Here is a 16,213-nt window from a genome sequence, read left to right as displayed (position 1 = left end):
TTGGAGGCGTAAGGGCAAATGACGTCCCTCAACACGCAAAGCGAGCCGGTTCTCCTGGAGATGCGCTCCATCACCAAGGAATTCCCCGGCGTTAAAGCCTTGTCCGATGTGAACCTTCGGGTGAAGGCCGGGGAAATCCACGCGATCTGCGGGGAGAACGGCGCCGGCAAGTCCACCCTCATGAAGGTGCTCTCCGGCGTGTACCCCTACGGCAGCTACAGCGGCGACATCGTGTACCAAAACGAGGTGCAGCAGTTCAAGGACATCCGGGCCAGCGAGCACGCCGGCATCGTGATCATCCACCAGGAGCTGGCGCTCATCCCGGAGCTCTCCATCACGGAGAACATCTTCCTGGGCAACGAACCGGTCAAGAGGGGCGTGATCGACTGGGCTGAGGCCCGCACCCGCTCGCGTGAGCTGCTCGCCCGAGTGGGCCTGCGCGAAGACCCGGACACCCCCATCAAGGAAATCGGCGTCGGCAAGCAGCAGCTGGTGGAGATCGCCAAGGCGCTGAACAAGTCCGTGAAGCTCCTCATCCTCGACGAGCCCACTGCCGCCCTGAACGAATCCGACTCGCAGCACCTGCTGGACCTGATCCTGGGCCTGAAGGGCCGCGGCATCACGTCCATCATCATTTCCCACAAGCTGAACGAGATCGAGCAGATCGCGGACTCCATCACCATCATCCGCGACGGCAAGTCCATCGAAACGCTCAACGTGAAGGCCGACGGCGTCGATGAGGACCGCATCATCAAGGGCATGGTGGGGCGCACCTTGGAATCCCGGTTCCCGGACCACGAGCCCAAGATCGGCGACGTCCTGTTCGAGGTCAAGGACTGGACGGTGGGACACCCGCAGGTCCAGGACCGCCTCGTGTGCAAGGGCTCCAACTTCTTCGTCCGCCGCGGCGAGATCGTCGGCTTCGCCGGCCTGATGGGCGCCGGCCGCACCGAGCTCGCCCGGTCGGTCTTCGGCCGTTCCTATGGCCGCTTCATCAGCGGCCAGATCTACAAGGACGGCAAGGAACTCCACCTCAAGAACGTCAGGCAGGCCATCGACGCCGGCCTGGGCTACGTCACGGAGGACCGCAAGTCCCTGGGCCTGAACCTCCTCGATGACATCAAGACCACTACAGTTTCCGCGGCACTGAAGAAGATCAGCAAGCGCCTGGTGGTGGACGCCAACAAGGAATTCACCATCGCGGAGCAGTACCGCAAGTCGCTGCGGACCAAGACGCCGTCCGTGGAGGAGGGCGTGGCCAAGCTGTCCGGCGGCAACCAGCAGAAAGTGGTCCTGGCGAAGTGGATGTTCACGGACCCGGACCTGCTGATCCTGGACGAGCCCACCCGAGGCATCGACGTCGGTGCCAAGTACGAGATCTACGGGATCATCCAGCAGCTGGCCAACCAGGGCAAGGGCGTCATCGTGATCTCCTCCGAGCTTCCCGAACTGCTCGGCCTCTCCGACCGCATCTACACGATCTTCGAAGGCGCCATCACAGGTGTCCTGAACAAAGAGGAGGCCAGTCAGGAAAGCCTGATGAAACTGATGACCTCCAGCCGAAAAGCCGCCTGACCCTCTGGAATCTTCCAGAACCTTCCAGAACAAGGACTGACAAATGAACGCGCTCAAGAAGCTCTTTGGCGGCAACACCCGCCAATTCGGCATGATCTTCGCCCTTGTGGCGCTGATTATCTTCTTCCAAATCGCCACCGAGGGCCGCACGCTGACGCCGGGCAACGTGATCAACCTCTTCAACGGCAACTCCTACATCCTGATCCTGGCCATCGGCATGGTGCTGGTGATCATCGCCGGGCACATTGACCTGTCAGTCGGTTCCGTGGCCGCCTTCGTCGGCGTCACGGTGGCCCTGGCCATCCGCGACTGGGGCATCCCCTGGTACGCCGGCATCCTGCTGGGCCTCGCCCTCGGCGCCCTGATCGGGGCCTGGCAAGGGTTCTGGACCGCCTACGTGGGCATCCCCGCATTCATCGTCACACTGGCCGGCATGCTGCTGTTCCGCGGCTTCAACCAGTTCGTCGGCAAGTCCAACACCATCCCCGTCCCGTCGGACTTCCAGTACATCGGTTCCGGCTACCTTCCGGAGGTCGGCCCGAACACCGGCTTCAACAACCTGACGCTGCTGCTGGGCCTGCTCGCCGTCGCGTTCGTGGTCTTCAGCGAACTCCGCAACCGCCGCACCGCCAAGGCACTCGGCGCGGAGGTCCCCGAAGGCTGGGTGGTGGCCACCAAGCTGATCCTGGTCTGCGGCGCGATCCTCTACGCCACCTACCTGTTCGCCACCGGCCGCCCCGGCACGTCCTTCCCCATCCCCGGCCTCATCCTGGCCGTCATGGTCCTGGTCTACGGGTTCATCGCCTCCAAGACCGTGATCGGCCGCCACATCTACGCGGTGGGCGGCAACCGCCACGCCGCCGAGCTCTCCGGCGTCCAGTCCAAGAAGGTCAACTTCATGGTCATGATGAACATGGCCATCCTGGCCGGCCTCGCCGGCATGATCTTCGTCGGCCGGTCCACCGCTTCCGGCCCGTTCGACGGCGTGGGCTGGGAACTCGATGCGATCGCCGCTGTGTTTATCGGCGGCGCCGCGGTCACCGGCGGCGTGGGCACCGTGATCGGCTCGATCGTTGGAGGCCTGGTCATGGCCGTGCTGAACAACGGCCTGCAGCTCCTCGGCGTCGGCGCCGACCTGACCCAGATCATCAAGGGCCTGGTGCTGCTGATCGCCGTCGCGTTCGACGTCTACAACAAGAGCCAGGGCAAGCGCTCCATCATCGGCATGCTGACCCAGGGCTTCAACCGCCCCAGCGGCGGCACGCCGCTCCAGCCTGACGAAGTGACCTCCACCAAGGAAACCATCTCCCGGGAAGCCTGAGCACCGCCCGCTCCCCGGTTGCATTTCCCCACCCCTATAGAAAGTGAACCGAGCAAATGCGAATGATTGGTAAGGCAGGAAAGGCGGCAGCAATCGCTGCCATTGCGGCACTGGCGCTGACAGCCTGCGGCCGTTCCGATACAGGAACTACGGGCGGCGGCACCGGCGGCGGTGAGGCGTTCCCCAAGGACTCCTCGATCGGCGTCGCACTCCCCCAGAAGACCAGTGAGAACTGGGTCCTGGCGGAAAAGCTGTTCAACGACGGCCTCAGCCAGGCCGGCTTCAAGCCGGACGTGCAGTTCGCCAACGGCGGCGTCTCGGAGCAGCAGAACCAGATCAGCGCCATGATCACCAAGGGCGCCAAGGTCATCATCGTCGGCGCGATCGACGGCGCCCAGCTGGGCACCCAGCTGAAGCAGGCCAAGGACGCCGGCGCCACCATCATCGCCTACGACCGCCTGCTGCTGAACACCGAGAACGTGGACTACTACGTGGCCTACGACAACTTCAAGGTGGGTGAACTGCAGGGCAAGGCGCTGCTGGAAGGCATGCAGGCCAAGAAGCCGAACGGCCCGTACAACATCGAGCTCTTCGCCGGTTCCCCTGACGACGCCAACGCCAAGGTCTTCTTCGACGGCGCCATGAGCGTCCTGAAGCCGAAGATCGACGACGGCACGCTGAAGGTGCTCTCCGGACAGAAGTCTTTTGAGCAGGCTGTCACCCAGGGCTGGAAGGCCGAAAACGCCCAGCGCCGTGCGGACACGCTCCTGACCGGCAGCTACACCTCCGCCTCGCTGGACGGCGTGCTGTCCCCGAACGACACCCTGGCCCGCGCAGTGCTGACCGCCGTCAAGGCTGCCGGCAAGCCGCTTCCGGTGGTCACCGGGCAGGACTCCGAGGTTGAGTCGGTCAAGTCCATCATGGCCGGCGAGCAGTACTCCACCATCAACAAGGACACCCGCAAGCTCGTTGAGCACGCGATCGTCATGGTCAAGGACATCCAGGCCGGCAAGAAGCCTGAAATCAACGACGACAAGTCCTACAACAACAAGGTCAAGACCGTTCCGGCCTATCTCCTGGAGCCGGTCATCGTGACCAAGGAAAACGTCAAGACGGCCTACGTGGACGATCCGGTTCTCGGCCCGATTACCAAGTAACACCGATCACCAAGTAAAACCACAGGCGCCACAGGGCCCCGGCTCCCCCAAGTGACCAGTTCACACGGGAGGGCCGGGGCCCTTCCGTTGCCGCCGCCCAACGCCCCCTCACGTCCTGCCGCCTCTCCCCCAACGCCTCCTCACGTCCTGCCGCCTCTCCCCCAACGCCTCCTCACGTCCTGCCGCCTCCCCCCCAACGCTTCCTCACCCGCGCCGCCACGGCTTCACAGCGGAAACATAGGTTCGGCCCGTTTCCCGCACAGCAGCGGGCACCAGTGTGGAATCCGAAGCCGGCCGATCCGCCGGCACGTGATCCCAAGGAGTGCAGTGAGCGTCCTCGCCCGAAGTGTAGGCAATGCGTTTAGAAACAAGGTCCGAACAACCGCCGTGGTGACCGTGCTGGCGGTCGCGATCGGCCTGGCCCTCGCCATGCTGGTGGCCAACCAGGCCGTCGGCGCCAAGGTCCAGGAGCTGAACGCTTCGGTGGGCACCGTGCTGACGGTGAATCCGGCCGGCGGCCAGGGCTTCGAGGGCGGCGGGGAACCGCTCACTGCCGAGCAGGCGGCAACCGCGGCGGACGTTCCCAACGTGACCGCCGTCGTCGGAACCAAAGCGCTGCGGCTGCGCAACGCGACCGAAGCCGCTGCACAGGCGGCAGCAGGCACACAAGCCGGAACCCAAACGGGTCCCGGCGGCGGGCAGGGCGGTCCGGGCGGCCTGACCAGCACCACACTGACCACCAGCCTCACAGCCGCCGTCGACGCCGGAACCCTCGGCGCCCGCAACCAGGACAGCACGGGGACCACCGGGACAAACGGGACCACCGGTACAGGTACCACTGGCACCACCCAGCCTGCGCGGTCCCTTCCCATCACCGCCACCGGCACCGGTGCCGAGGTGGACAGCACTGGCAAGGCGCTGGAACTGACCTCCGGCACCGGCCTGGGTGACTACACGAAGGAGTCCGCCAAGGCACTGCTGGGCACCACGCTCGCCGAGAAGAACAACCTCAAGGTGGGCTCCACCTTCACCATCAACAGCAAGACCTTCACCGTCGCGGGCCTGTTCGACGCCGGCACCGCGTTCGGCAACAACGCCCTCTACGTCACTCTCCCCACGGCCCAGACCCTGGCCGAGCTCCCCGGCGAGCTGTCCACGATGATCGTCACCGTCGACAGCATGGAGCACGTCGATGCCGCCAAGGCGGCGCTGCAGAACGCACTCGGCACGGACAAGGCCGACGTCACCCAGGGCCAGCGCAACCTCGAAACCGCCGTCACCTCCCTGGACAGCGTCAGGAACATCTCCATGGTGGCGTTCATCGCCGCACTGGGCACCGCGGGGCTGATCATCCTGCTGATCATGGTCATGCTGGTCCGCGAGCGCCGCCGCGAAATCGGCGTCCTCAAAGCCATTGGCGCACCCAACCGCACCATCGGGCTGCAGTTCGTGCTCGAGGCCCTGGTCCTGGTGGCCCTCGGCAGCGTGGCGGGCGCCGTCATCGCCTCCTTCGCCAGTGGCGGCATCGCCTCCGCGCTGGTCAGTTCAAACACCAGTACGACGGCGGCCCCCGCCAGCCAGCGCGGCGGCGGTTTCGCCGGGGCTGGCGGAGGATTCCCGGGCGGACAGTTCCCGGGCGGACAGGGCGGACCCTTCGGCGGCGCGTCCCAACTGCTGACCTCCGTCACGGCCAGTGTGTCCCCCGGCATCCTTGCCGCCGGCATCGCCGCAGTGTTCGGCGTCGCCATCATCGGCGCGCTGGTTCCGGCCCTGCTCACCGCCCGCATCCGCCCCATCGAAGTCCTCCGAGGAGAATAGCCATGATTGAAGTCAAGGATCTCGTCCGCACGTTCAAGTCCGGCGACCGCACCATCAAGCCGGTCAACGGCGTCAGCTTCGAACTGGAGCAGGGCACGCTGGCCTCCATCGTGGGCAAGAGCGGCAGCGGCAAAAGCACCCTCCTGTCCCTCCTCGGTGCCCTCGACAAGCCCACCGGCGGAGACGTCGTCGTCAACGGCGTCAGCCTGGCGGGCATGCCGGACGGCAGGCTGACCGAATACCGCCGCCGGGACATCGGCTTCGTGTTCCAGCAGTTCAACCTGGTTCCCAACCTCTCTGCGTTGGACAACGTCATGCTGCCCATGGAGTTCGCCGGGATGCGGAAGTCCGCCCGGGCTGAGCGGGCGCGGACACTGCTGGAGCAGGTGCAGCTCGACCCGGACAAGCATGGCCGCCGCATTAACCGCCTCTCCGGCGGCGAGCAGCAGCGCGTGGCGATTGCCCGGGCCCTCGCCAACGAACCCAAGCTGATCCTCGCCGACGAGCCCACGGGTAACCTCGACGAGCAGACCGGCGACCACATCATCGAGCTGCTCAGCTCCCTCAGCCGTGACCACAACACCACCATCCTCGTGGTCACGCACGACCGCACGCTCGCTAACAAGACGGACCGCAGGTTCCGGCTGCAGCAGGGCAGGCTCACGGAGGAACCCGTCCGCCGCGCTGCCGAACCGGCAGCCATTTAGAGCGCGCTGTTCAGGAGAGCCGGCGTCGGAGCAACGCGGAAGGTGGGGGCGGGCGCAAACCCTTCCTCACCTTTCGCACGTCTTGACCCAACCCTTCCTCACCTTGGTGAGAGGATGGCGTCATGACGTCACCGATCGCCAAGCCGTGGCTCTTCAGCCAGCCCAACCAGGATCCCCTTGCCGCCACAGGCCGCCGGCTGCGGTGGGGTGTCATTGCCACCGGACGGATCGCTTCCCTGGTCTCGAAGGACCTGGCCCTTCTGGAGGACGCGGAGCTGCACGCTGTAAGCTCCCGCGCGCAGCACACCGCGGACGCGTTTGCCAGCGAGTTCGGCTTCGCCGTTGCCTACGGGGACCACGGCGGACGCCACGGCTATGAGCGGCTCCTCGCCGATGATTCTGTGGACGTGGTGTACGTGGCCACGCCGCACGCCCAGCACCACCGGGTGGTCCTGGCCGCGCTTCGGGCAGGCAAACACGTGCTCTGCGAAAAAGCGTTCACCATCAACGCCCGTGAGGCTGCCGAGCTGATCGATGTGGCCCGTGAAAAGAAGCTGTTCCTGATGGAGGCGGTGTGGAGCCGCTTCCTGCCCAGCATGCAGAGGGCGTTCGAGATCGCCCACTCCGGCGAGCTGGGAACCGTCCAGTGGGTCACGGCTGACCTTGGTTTCCCGGCGCCCTACTCCCCCACCGCCAGGCTCTGGGCTGTCCAGGACGGCGGCGGGGCACTTCTCGACATCACCGTCTATCCCCTGCTGTGGGCCCTCGGCACCCTGGGTTTCCCGCAGACGGTCAGCGCCATGGGCACTTTGAACGACGACGGCGTGGACGCCCAGAATGCGCTCACTCTGGGTTACCACCACGGCGCACAGGCACAGCTCACCTCGTCCCTGCTCGCGCACGGCCCTCGCACGGCGACTGTTGCCGGCAGCCTGGGATACCTGCAGACGCTCGGCTCGATCAACAACCCTAAGAAGCTGGTGGTGGGGATCGGCCAGGAAAATCCACGCACGGAACACTTCGAGGTGACGGGCCGGGGCTACACCTACGAGCTTCGTGAGGTGACACGCTGTGTCCAGCAGGGCCTCACCGAGAGCCCCGTCATGCCGCTCGAGGACTCACTCAATACGATGCGGCTGTTCGACGGCGTGCGCGCGCAGCTCGGTGTCGCATATCCGAATGACGCGCACTGAGCTTAGGCCCCCGGCCTTCATCTAATCGAAAGAATTATTGTCTGCGGGTCTGGACTCTCACTTTGGGGCAGGCTTAGGCTGTAGACGATCGTCGATTGTTTCGGTGAGCCTTTGGGGGTGTTAAGCATGACCATTGCGGCTTTGTCGCGGTCTGTGCTGCGCCCCATGCGTCCGGTTCTGCTGGCGGGCGCCGCTGCTGTGGCCTGGCTGGCTGTTTCCGCCCCGGCCGCCGACGCCGACACTTCCCACCAATCCGACTCGCTTGGCAGCACCATTTCTTCGGCTGTCTCGTCTGTCAAAGGCAGTGCGGACAGCGTGACAGGCAATGTTGGCGCGCTGGTCTCCTCGACTGCCCATGAAGCCCAGGCTGCTGCCCAGTCAGCACCGCCTCTTACGCCGCCGCCACCTCCGGCCGTCGATCCGGCTGCCATCCCTGCACCATTGCCGGCGCCAGTTGCGCCGGCGCCGGCGCCGGCGGAACAGCCGCCGGCCGTTGCGCCTCCGACTGCGGCCCCCGCTCCTTCCACGCCAGCGGACGCCCCGGATGTGGCCGTAGTGGCCCCAATTGTGGCGGATGTTGTGGAACCGGTTGACGCCGCCCTGGGCGGCCTGCCGCTCGGAGAGGCCCTCCCGGAAGGCACTTTGGCGGGGGTCGCCGATCCTGTCGTCGCCGTTACTGACGGAGCGCTCACGGACGCCAATCAAGCGATCGTGAAGCCAGTGACCGGGGTTGTTGAGCCGGTCGCCGAGGTCGTGGAACCCGTAGCCGACGCTATAGCACCAGTAACCGGCGCCCTGCCGGTGGAGCTCCCCCTTGAGCCGGTCACCGACGTGCTCACGCAGGCTCCCGTAACTTCGCCCGTCACGGATGCCGTGGCGGGAACTGTGGCGGCTCCGGAACGGCTCCAGGCGGTATCTGGCGCCGAAACAGGACAGATTTCCGCAGCTCCCGTGGGCCCGATCGCTACCGTCACCGCGTCTGTTGTGGTGTCCGCGCCGCCTGTTCAACCCGTCGTCGGATCCCCGGCCCACTTCGGCCATGCCGTCACGCCAAAAGCCGCCGTTCCAACGGGGTCTGCCCCGAAGGTTCCTGCCGGCGGAGACTCGCCGTCCGGTGGGGACCGTACGCCCACGCCCGAGGCGCTGCTGCCCGCTCCGGCCTCAGGATCGGGCAGCGGCACGTCCTCCGGTGGCCCCTCCGCTTCGGCCGCGTGGCTGAACAGCCCCTTTGAATACCTGCCGCTCATGGGTTTTGTTCCCGTCAGCGGACCCCTTCAGCATGTTCCCTCGCCGGTGGCCATAGACCCCGGCTCCTCTCCTGACTAGTTGGGCCCTTTCTGCCTCCCTGCGGCAGACACACGGCCAATCAGGCTGCCATGGGCGCCTGACAACAACTTTTCAGGAGACATCACAATGCACCAGACAGTTCGCAGGGGCCTCTTAGGCACCCTCTTTGCCGGGGGGCTACTGGCCCTCGGCGCTACCGCGGCGAGCGCGGATACCACTGCAACGGGCGCGGTCAACATCGCGTCTGAAACCGTTTCGGCGGACCTTAATGCTTCGACGTCGCTGGGTCTGCTGGGTGGCCCAGCGCCGTCGAATTCTTCGACGGCCAGCGTGGACGCCGATCTTGCCCTCAACACCGGGACCTCGAACGGCAGCACCGTCGCGGCTCCCGCAGCCACCGTGGCAGCAGCCGCGGACGTCAACCTGGGCTCCACCGGAGTGACCGGAACAGACACCACCGTCCCGGCCGTCGACGCGACCGCCCTGGTCGACGTCAACCTCGGCAACACCGGCGTGACCGGAACTGACACCACCGTCCCGGCCGCCGACGCGACCGCCCTGGTCGACGTCAACCTCGGCAACACCACGCTGACCGGAACAGACACCACCGTCCCGGCCGCCACCGTCGCAGCAGCCGCCGACATCAACCTCGGCAACACCGGCGTGACCGGAACAGACACCACCGTCCCGGCCGCCACCGTGGCAGCAGCCGCCGATATCAACCTCGGCAACACCACGCTGACCGGAACAGACACCACCGTCCCGGCCGTTGACGCGACCGCCCTGGTCGACGTCAACCTCGGCAACACCGGTGTGACCGGAACTGACACCACGGCTCCCACAGCCACCGTGGCAGCAGCCGCCGACGTCAACCTTGGCAACACCGCGGTAGGTGGAAGCGACGCCGCTGTTCCTGCTTCTGACGTGGCAGCTGCGGTAGATGTGAATCTTGGCGGTATCGGCACCGGAACAGACACCACCGTCCCGGCCGCCGATGCGACAGCCGCCCTCGACGTCAACCTCGGCAACACCGGCCTGCTGGGTACCGGCACCGTCGCCGACGCCCTCCTGGACGTCAGCCTCGGTAACAACAGCGGAACAGGAACCGGCACCACCACGCCCGACCTTGCCGCCGTCGTCGACGTCAATCTTGGCAACACAGGTTCCTCGGGAACCGGTGCTGACGCCGCCGTCGACCTCGGGCTCGGCACGGGAACGGGCACAACCGTGGACCTGGGCGTCGACCTGGGCATCGGACTCGGCACAGGAACTGTGACCATGCCGCCTGCCACTGATCCCGGCGACGGAACAGGCTCCGGCACCGATCCCGGTGACGGAACGGGTACGGGAGGCACCGGTGGAACGGACACCGATGGCACCGACACTGGCGGCACGGGTGCCGAAGGAACTGGCACCGATGACACGGCAACCGACGGCGCCGGCACGGAGGGTACCGGCTCCGACGCCACCGGCGGTGCCGCAACGGGCACCGGCGCAGGGATCGGCACCACCGCACCGGGAGCCGCCATCCTGCCTGCGGGCTCGGTGACCACCGGGGTCTCCGCATCCGGGGGCATGGCAGCATCGGCAAACGGAAGCATGGCCAACGGAAACACGGCCACCGCACAGCAGACGCTCGCCAACACCGGCGCCGACACGGGGCTGCTGCCGCTGGCCTTGGTGCTGCTGGCCGTCGGAGCGCTGCTGGTGATCCGCAGGAAGAAGGCCTGACGGTCCGGATCCTGTCCGGACAGGGATAACCGCCCTTCGTCGGCGGTCCGCATCTGGGAAGTCCTCGAGACTTCCGGATGCCGGGCCGCCGGCGAAGCCGTGCCCCGGGGACGCCACCTGCGGCCATCACCCGCGACCGGATTTAGTAAGTACACGTATTATCCTTAACACCGAGCCAAAGCTGATAGGACGGCAACGTGTTGGAAAAAACGCCCGGTGGGGTGGCAACGGATGTACTGGGCGGGCGCTACCGGCTGGGTGAGGTGATCGGCCGCGGCGGCATGTCGTCGGTCTATACGGCCACGGACCAGAATCTTGGCCGGGACGTTGCCCTGAAGCTCTTCGCGCCGCAGGCAGCAGATGCCGACGAACTCAAACGGCAGGAAGCCGAGATCCGGCTCCTTGCAACCTTGAACCACCCCGGCCTTGTCACCCTTTTCGACGCCTGAGTGGATACCCGGGTGCCGGACCAACCCAGGCCTTTCCTGACCATGGAACTCGTGGAGGGCCAGGACCTGCGCAGCCGGCTTCGGCACAGCCGGGTTCCGCTCGACGAACTGTCCGTCATCGGCGCCGGCATCGCCGACGCCCTGGCCTACGTTCACGGGCTGGGCATCATCCACCGCGACATCAAACCCGCCAATATCCTCCTGGTCCAGGTCCGGCCCGGCGAGCCGGTGCGGCCCAAGCTGACAGACTTTGGCATTGCCCGGATAGCGGACGGCACGCGACTCACGGCCACCGGCACCATGGTGGGCACCGCCGCGTACCTGAGCCCGGAGCAGGCCATGGGCTCCCCGCTGTCGCCCGCCTCGGACATTTACTCCCTCGGCCTCGTGCTGCTGGAATGCATCAAAGGCACCGTGGAATATCCGGGCAGCCCCGTGGAATCAGCGGTGGCCCGCCTACACCGCGCGCCGGAAATCCCCGACGACCTGCCCGCGGAATGGCAGCACCTGCTGGCCTCAATGACCTCCCTCGAACCACTGGAACGGCCCTCCGCCGCGGACCTGGAAGTGGCTCTCCGGCATGCCCTCGTGTCACCGGATTCCGCCCCGGCGGAGCTGGCGCAGGAGCACACCCGCGTTTTCCCTGCCCTGCCGTCCCGGGCCCCGTCCGTCCTCCCGACCGGTCCTTCCGAAACCCAGCCGACCGCCGAGACGCCAGCACGCGAAACCCCGGCCCGCCCAAAGGCCCGACCAAAGACCCGCCCCGCCAGCGCAAAGGGGCGCCGCCGGCTCCGGATCGGCGCCGGCCTGGCCGCCGCAGCCCTGCTCGGCGGGGCAGCCGCATTTACCGTCGCCGCCAACTCACCTGAAACGCCCGACGTCGTCCCCTACCCCAGCGTCAGCGGCACCTTGGGCGACCATCTCAAAGAGCTGCAAAGGAGCGTTGAACCATGAGCCCACGCCGGGCACCGGCCGCTTGGCGCCGGACGGCCACCGTCCTCACAGGATGCGTGCTGGCAGCTGCACTGGCGGGCTGCGCCAGTGCAGCCCCCGAACTCGAAACCGGCGCGGCCGCAAAGCTTCAGCAGCGGGTCCTGGAGGTCACCCGGTCTGTCGCCGGCAGCAACCCCGCCGCCGCGTTGACGTCCCTGAACAAGCTGTCCACCGAGCTGGATGCTGCCGCGGCCGCAGGACAGGTCTCCTTCAAGCGCCACCGGAGCATCATGGCGGCCATCAGCTCCGTCCGTGCGGACCTCACCGCTGCACAGTCCGCCAGAAAGGCTGCGGCCGACGCGGCCGCCAAAGCCGCAGCTGCGAAGGCCACCGCAACCGTGAAACCCTCACCCCCTGCCGCCCCGGTGATAGTGGTCCCTGCCCCCGCCCCGGTTCCCGCGAACGGCGGACAGCAGAACAACTCCGGGAAGGGCAAATCGGAAGGAAACAAGGACAAGGGCCCGGGCAAAAACAAGGACTAGTCCCGCCAGGGACCAGTCCTTGTTCTACAACCCTCAGGACGGTTCCATAACCCTCAGGGCGGATTCCGCCTGTCAGGTGTTCTCCAACCGTCAGGCAGCCGCTGCCGGGAAACGCTCCCACGCCCGGTGGGCGCCCAGCAGCTCCTGGATCTGCGGAACAACCTGCCCGGCACTGTCGCCGAGCACCACGCCTGCCGCGTCATCCGGAATTCTGGCGGCATCCAGACCGGCGGAACCTGATCCCCAGGCCCCGATCGCCTTGGCGTGGCGGAAGGTCTCGGACAGCAGCAGCACGATGCGGGGATCGAGCGAGGCACCGGGCTCGCCGGCCTTCGGGTCCAGGCCCTGCTCGGCGTCGTCGGCCGGGGCCACAGATCCTGCCAGGATGACGGCGTCGAACTCAGTGGAGCGGGCGGTGAGGTAGGTGCGCTGAACCGGGATCCCGCCGTCGGCCTCTCCCCCGAGCGTCCCGCCGGACGGTGCGATCACCAGCGGCACGATCCCCGCGTCGTCGAGCGCCTTGCGCGCATCCCGGACCGCCTCCAAATCGCTGGATTCGTCCGCCACAATCCCGACCACGCGGCCGGCCACCGGCCAGGTCTTGCCGAGCTGGGAGAGGGCAGGGCTGGGCTGGGCCTCCGGAACGTCCTCGGTAGCCTCTGGGACTGGCATGCCCAGGCCCCGCGCGACGGCGGCGCACAGGGAGGCATCGATGTTCGCCAAAGCGAGCAGCTGGCGCTCACGCACCGGCTTCTCATAGCACTTGCCCAGCTCGAACGTGTACGCCTGGATCACGTGGTCCTGCTCCACGGGAGTGAGGCTGCGGAAGAACAGCCGGGGCTGGCTGTAATGGTCGTCAAAGGAGGCGGGGTTCCTGCGCTGCTTGATGGCTTCCGCCACGGCTTCCGGAACGTCGACGAATGCGCCGAGGTCCGCACCGGCCTTGAACGGGCAGCCGCCGTCGAGGGAGTTGGGGCGGTAGGGGGCCACGCCGGCATGGACGGCGCTCTGGTGCATGCCGTCACGCAGCATGTCGTTCACCGGAGCCTGCGGCCGGTTGATGGGGATCTGCGCGAAGTTCGGTCCGCCCAGCCGCGAAATCTGGGTGTCCAGGTAGGAGAACAGCCTGACCTGCAGCAGCGGGTCGTTGGTGACGTCGATGCCCGGCACGAGGTGCCCGGGGTGGAAGGCCACCTGCTCCGTTTCCGCGAAGTAGTTGACCGGGTTGGCGTTGAGGGTCATCAGGCCGATCGGCTGGACGGGAGCCAGTTCCTCGGGCACAAATTTGGTGGGGTCCAGCAGGTCGATCCCCTCGAACATCTGGTCCTCGGTGTCCGGGAAGGTCTGGATTCCCAGCTCCCATTCGGGATAGGCGCCGGCCTCGATCGCGTCGGCCAGGTCGCGCCGGTGGAAATCCGGATCCATGCCGTTGATGATCTGGGCTTCCTCCCAGACCAGCGAGTGCACGCCCTGCTTCGGCTTCCAGTGGAACTTGACGAGCGTCGTAGCCCCCTCAGCGTCAACCAACCGGAACGTGTGGACGCCGAATCCTTCCATGGTCCGGTAGGAGCGCGGGATGCCGCGGTCCGACATGTTCCACATCGTGTGGGCCTGGGCCTCGGTGTGCAGGGACACAAAGTCCCAGAACGTGTCGTGGGCGCTCTGGGCCTGCGGGATCTCACGGTCCGGATGCGGCTTAGCGGCGTGAACAATGTCGGGGAACTTGATCCCGTCCTGGATAAAGAACACCGGAATATTGTTGCCGACGAGGTCGTACACGCCCTCGTCGGTGTAGAACTTGGTGGAGAAGCCCCGGGTGTCCCGCACGGTATCGGCCGAGCCGCGCGAGCCGAGGACGGTGGAGAACCTGACAAACACGGGCGTTTCCACGTCCTTGGCGAGGAAGCCTGCCCGGGTGATGTTGGCGGCAGTGCCGTAGGAACGGAACACGCCGTGGGCACCGGCACCACGGGCATGCACCACGCGCTCCGGGATCCGTTCGTGGTCGAAGTGGGTGATCTTCTCCCGGAGGTGGTGGTCCTGGAGGAGGATGGGACCCCGCGGACCGGCCTTCAGCGAATGGTCGGTATCTGTCAGCCGGAGGCCCTGCGCGGTGGTCAGGTACTGTCCGGACTGGGCCCGGGCGTGCTCCGGGGCTCCGGTGGGGCTACCGGTCGGGGAGACTGCTTCCGGTCCCTGCTGGTCCGGCTTGGGCGGCAATGGTTCCCTCGGGGTGGTGGGTTCGACGACGGCGGGCTGCTCGCCTGCCGGGGCTCCCGGAATGTTGATTGCTGATTCTTCAGGCACAGAGACGATCCTTTCCGAAGCGACGGCCTAACCGGACTCGGCCGCCGGCGCTGGGCGCCCGGCCGAAAGATAAGCCTACTTAGTACCCTAGGAAACCCCGGGGCCACCCGCAACCGCGGGCCGTCATTTGGGCGCTTCGGGCTTCATAGTCAGCAGCCTTACTTTCTCTCTTCAAATGCCGACGGCTTCCCGCTACGTTGGAGGTGTTCCATCCGAACAAGGGCAATCAGAACCACGGGCCGACCGCCCGTACGCTGAAGGAGTGAACCAAGCATGGCAACTGTCCAGGAATCGATCACTGTCGATGTCCCCGTACGCCAGGCCTACAACCAATGGACACAGTTTGAGGATTTCCCCAATTTCATGAGCGGCGTCGATGCAGTCCGCCAGCTCGATGACACCACTGTTCATTTCGAAACCAGCATTGCGGGTGTGAAACGCGAGTACGACGCCCAGATCACTGTGCAGGAGCCGGACCAGCGCGTTACCTGGGAGAGCCTGAATGAGCCCCGCAACGCCGGCACCGTGTGGTTCGAGTCCCTGGGCGACGACGAAACCAAGGTGAATGTCGAACTGACCTGGGAGCCTGAATCGGCGGTGGAGAAGCTCGGCGCAGCCACCGGTCTCGATTCCCGGCAAGTCGCCTCGGACCTGAGGAAGTTCAAGAAGTTCATCGAGGAACGTGACACCGAAACCGGCGCCTGGCGAGAAAGCGTCAGCGGCGGCGAGGTGGAAGGTGACACTCGTTCGACGGCGGCCGCTCCCGGCGCCGGAACCGGAACCGGCGGCGTCGGTGGCGTGGGTGCCGGCGGCGTGGATGCCGGTGCCGGTGGCGTGGGAGCCGGTGGCGTGGGGGCCGGTGGCGTGGGGGCTGCGGGAGCCGGCGCAACGGGCGCCGGCATCGGAACGGGAGCGAGCAGGGAGACAGGCACCTGGGGAGCCACGGCGGCCGGCGGCAACGGCGACCCGGGCGCAAGCACCGGGTACTCCGAGGGCGCAGGCATGGACGCGGTGCCGGGACGCAGCTACGAATCCGGTGACGCCTATGACGCCTCGGCGACGGAACGGCCCGTGGACGCGGACCCGGACATGGCCGTCGATGCCCCTTACGGCGACGACGAGAACGCCGGTGAGCCGCGCAACGAAACCCGGCACACAGACACCCGCCGGGACGACATTCCCGACCGGTAAGA

General features: G+C 66.6%; 11 protein-coding genes and 1 pseudogene. 11 read left to right on the top strand and 1 reads right to left on the bottom strand.

Annotated elements, in window-relative coordinates; genetic code table 11:
- Nucleotides 1-18: 18 nt before the first annotated feature.
- The 10 genes and pseudogenes from mmsA (at nucleotide 19) to ACFUTU_RS09975 (ending at nucleotide 12,713) form a co-directional block, all read left to right on the top strand.
- Nucleotides 19-1,575: a multiple monosaccharide ABC transporter ATP-binding protein gene (gene mmsA, locus ACFUTU_RS10020; protein WP_377963725.1), complete on the top strand. Its 1,557-nt coding sequence runs from the start codon at nucleotides 19-21 to the stop codon at nucleotides 1,573-1,575.
- 43 nt (nucleotides 1,576-1,618) lie between these two features.
- On the top strand, nucleotides 1,619-2,896 hold the full coding sequence (gene mmsB / locus ACFUTU_RS10015; protein WP_377963723.1) for a multiple monosaccharide ABC transporter permease: 1,278 nt from the start codon (nucleotides 1,619-1,621) through the stop codon (nucleotides 2,894-2,896).
- 56 nt (nucleotides 2,897-2,952) lie between these two features.
- Nucleotides 2,953-4,053: a substrate-binding domain-containing protein gene (locus ACFUTU_RS10010; RefSeq protein WP_377963721.1), complete on the top strand. Its 1,101-nt coding sequence runs from the start codon at nucleotides 2,953-2,955 to the stop codon at nucleotides 4,051-4,053.
- A 327-nt stretch (nucleotides 4,054-4,380) separates the two neighbouring features.
- Nucleotides 4,381-5,871: an ABC transporter permease gene (locus ACFUTU_RS10005; RefSeq protein ID WP_377963719.1), complete on the top strand. Its 1,491-nt coding sequence runs from the start codon at nucleotides 4,381-4,383 to the stop codon at nucleotides 5,869-5,871.
- Between the two features lie 2 nt (nucleotides 5,872-5,873).
- On the top strand, nucleotides 5,874-6,578 hold the full coding sequence (locus ACFUTU_RS10000; RefSeq protein ID WP_377963717.1) for an ABC transporter ATP-binding protein: 705 nt from the start codon (nucleotides 5,874-5,876) through the stop codon (nucleotides 6,576-6,578).
- 122 nt (nucleotides 6,579-6,700) lie between these two features.
- Nucleotides 6,701-7,771 (top strand): Gfo/Idh/MocA family protein, encoded by a 1,071-nt coding sequence (locus ACFUTU_RS09995; protein ID WP_377963715.1) that lies wholly within the window; start codon nucleotides 6,701-6,703, stop codon nucleotides 7,769-7,771.
- A 126-nt stretch (nucleotides 7,772-7,897) separates the two neighbouring features.
- Nucleotides 7,898-9,097 carry a hypothetical protein gene (locus ACFUTU_RS09990; protein WP_377963713.1) on the top strand — a complete coding sequence of 400 codons (1,200 nt, stop codon included), beginning with the start codon at nucleotides 7,898-7,900 and terminating at the stop codon, nucleotides 9,095-9,097.
- A gap of 87 nt (nucleotides 9,098-9,184) precedes the next feature.
- Nucleotides 9,185-10,789 (top strand): LPXTG cell wall anchor domain-containing protein, encoded by a 1,605-nt coding sequence (locus tag ACFUTU_RS09985; protein ID WP_377963711.1) that lies wholly within the window; start codon nucleotides 9,185-9,187, stop codon nucleotides 10,787-10,789.
- Between the two features lie 281 nt (nucleotides 10,790-11,070).
- Nucleotides 11,071-12,192 (top strand): annotated as a pseudogene (locus ACFUTU_RS09980) (serine/threonine-protein kinase).
- On the top strand, nucleotides 12,189-12,713 hold the full coding sequence (locus ACFUTU_RS09975; protein WP_377963709.1) for a mucin-associated surface protein: 525 nt from the start codon (nucleotides 12,189-12,191) through the stop codon (nucleotides 12,711-12,713). The pseudogene ACFUTU_RS09980 and the gene ACFUTU_RS09975 overlap by 4 nt, the downstream one beginning before the upstream one ends.
- Before the next feature lie 90 nt (nucleotides 12,714-12,803).
- Here the strand turns inward: ACFUTU_RS09975 and ACFUTU_RS09970 are convergent, their stop codons facing one another.
- Nucleotides 12,804-15,020: a catalase gene (locus tag ACFUTU_RS09970; protein WP_377963707.1), complete on the bottom strand. Its 2,217-nt coding sequence runs from the start codon at nucleotides 15,018-15,020 to the stop codon at nucleotides 12,804-12,806.
- Between the two features lie 273 nt (nucleotides 15,021-15,293).
- Here ACFUTU_RS09970 and ACFUTU_RS09965 point away from each other — a divergent pair, with 273 nt between their 5' ends.
- The gene (locus tag ACFUTU_RS09965; protein ID WP_377963705.1) at nucleotides 15,294-16,211 is read left to right on the top strand and encodes an SRPBCC family protein; all 918 of its coding nucleotides are present in this window, start codon (nucleotides 15,294-15,296) and stop codon (nucleotides 16,209-16,211) included.
- The last annotated feature ends 2 nt before the right edge of the window (nucleotides 16,212-16,213 follow it).

The sequence above is a fragment of the Arthrobacter sp. NPDC057388 genome (genome assembly GCF_042668165.1).
Lineage (GTDB): Bacteria > Actinomycetota > Actinomycetes > Actinomycetales > Micrococcaceae > Arthrobacter.
This window is presented reverse-complemented; position numbering and strand designations above follow the sequence as displayed.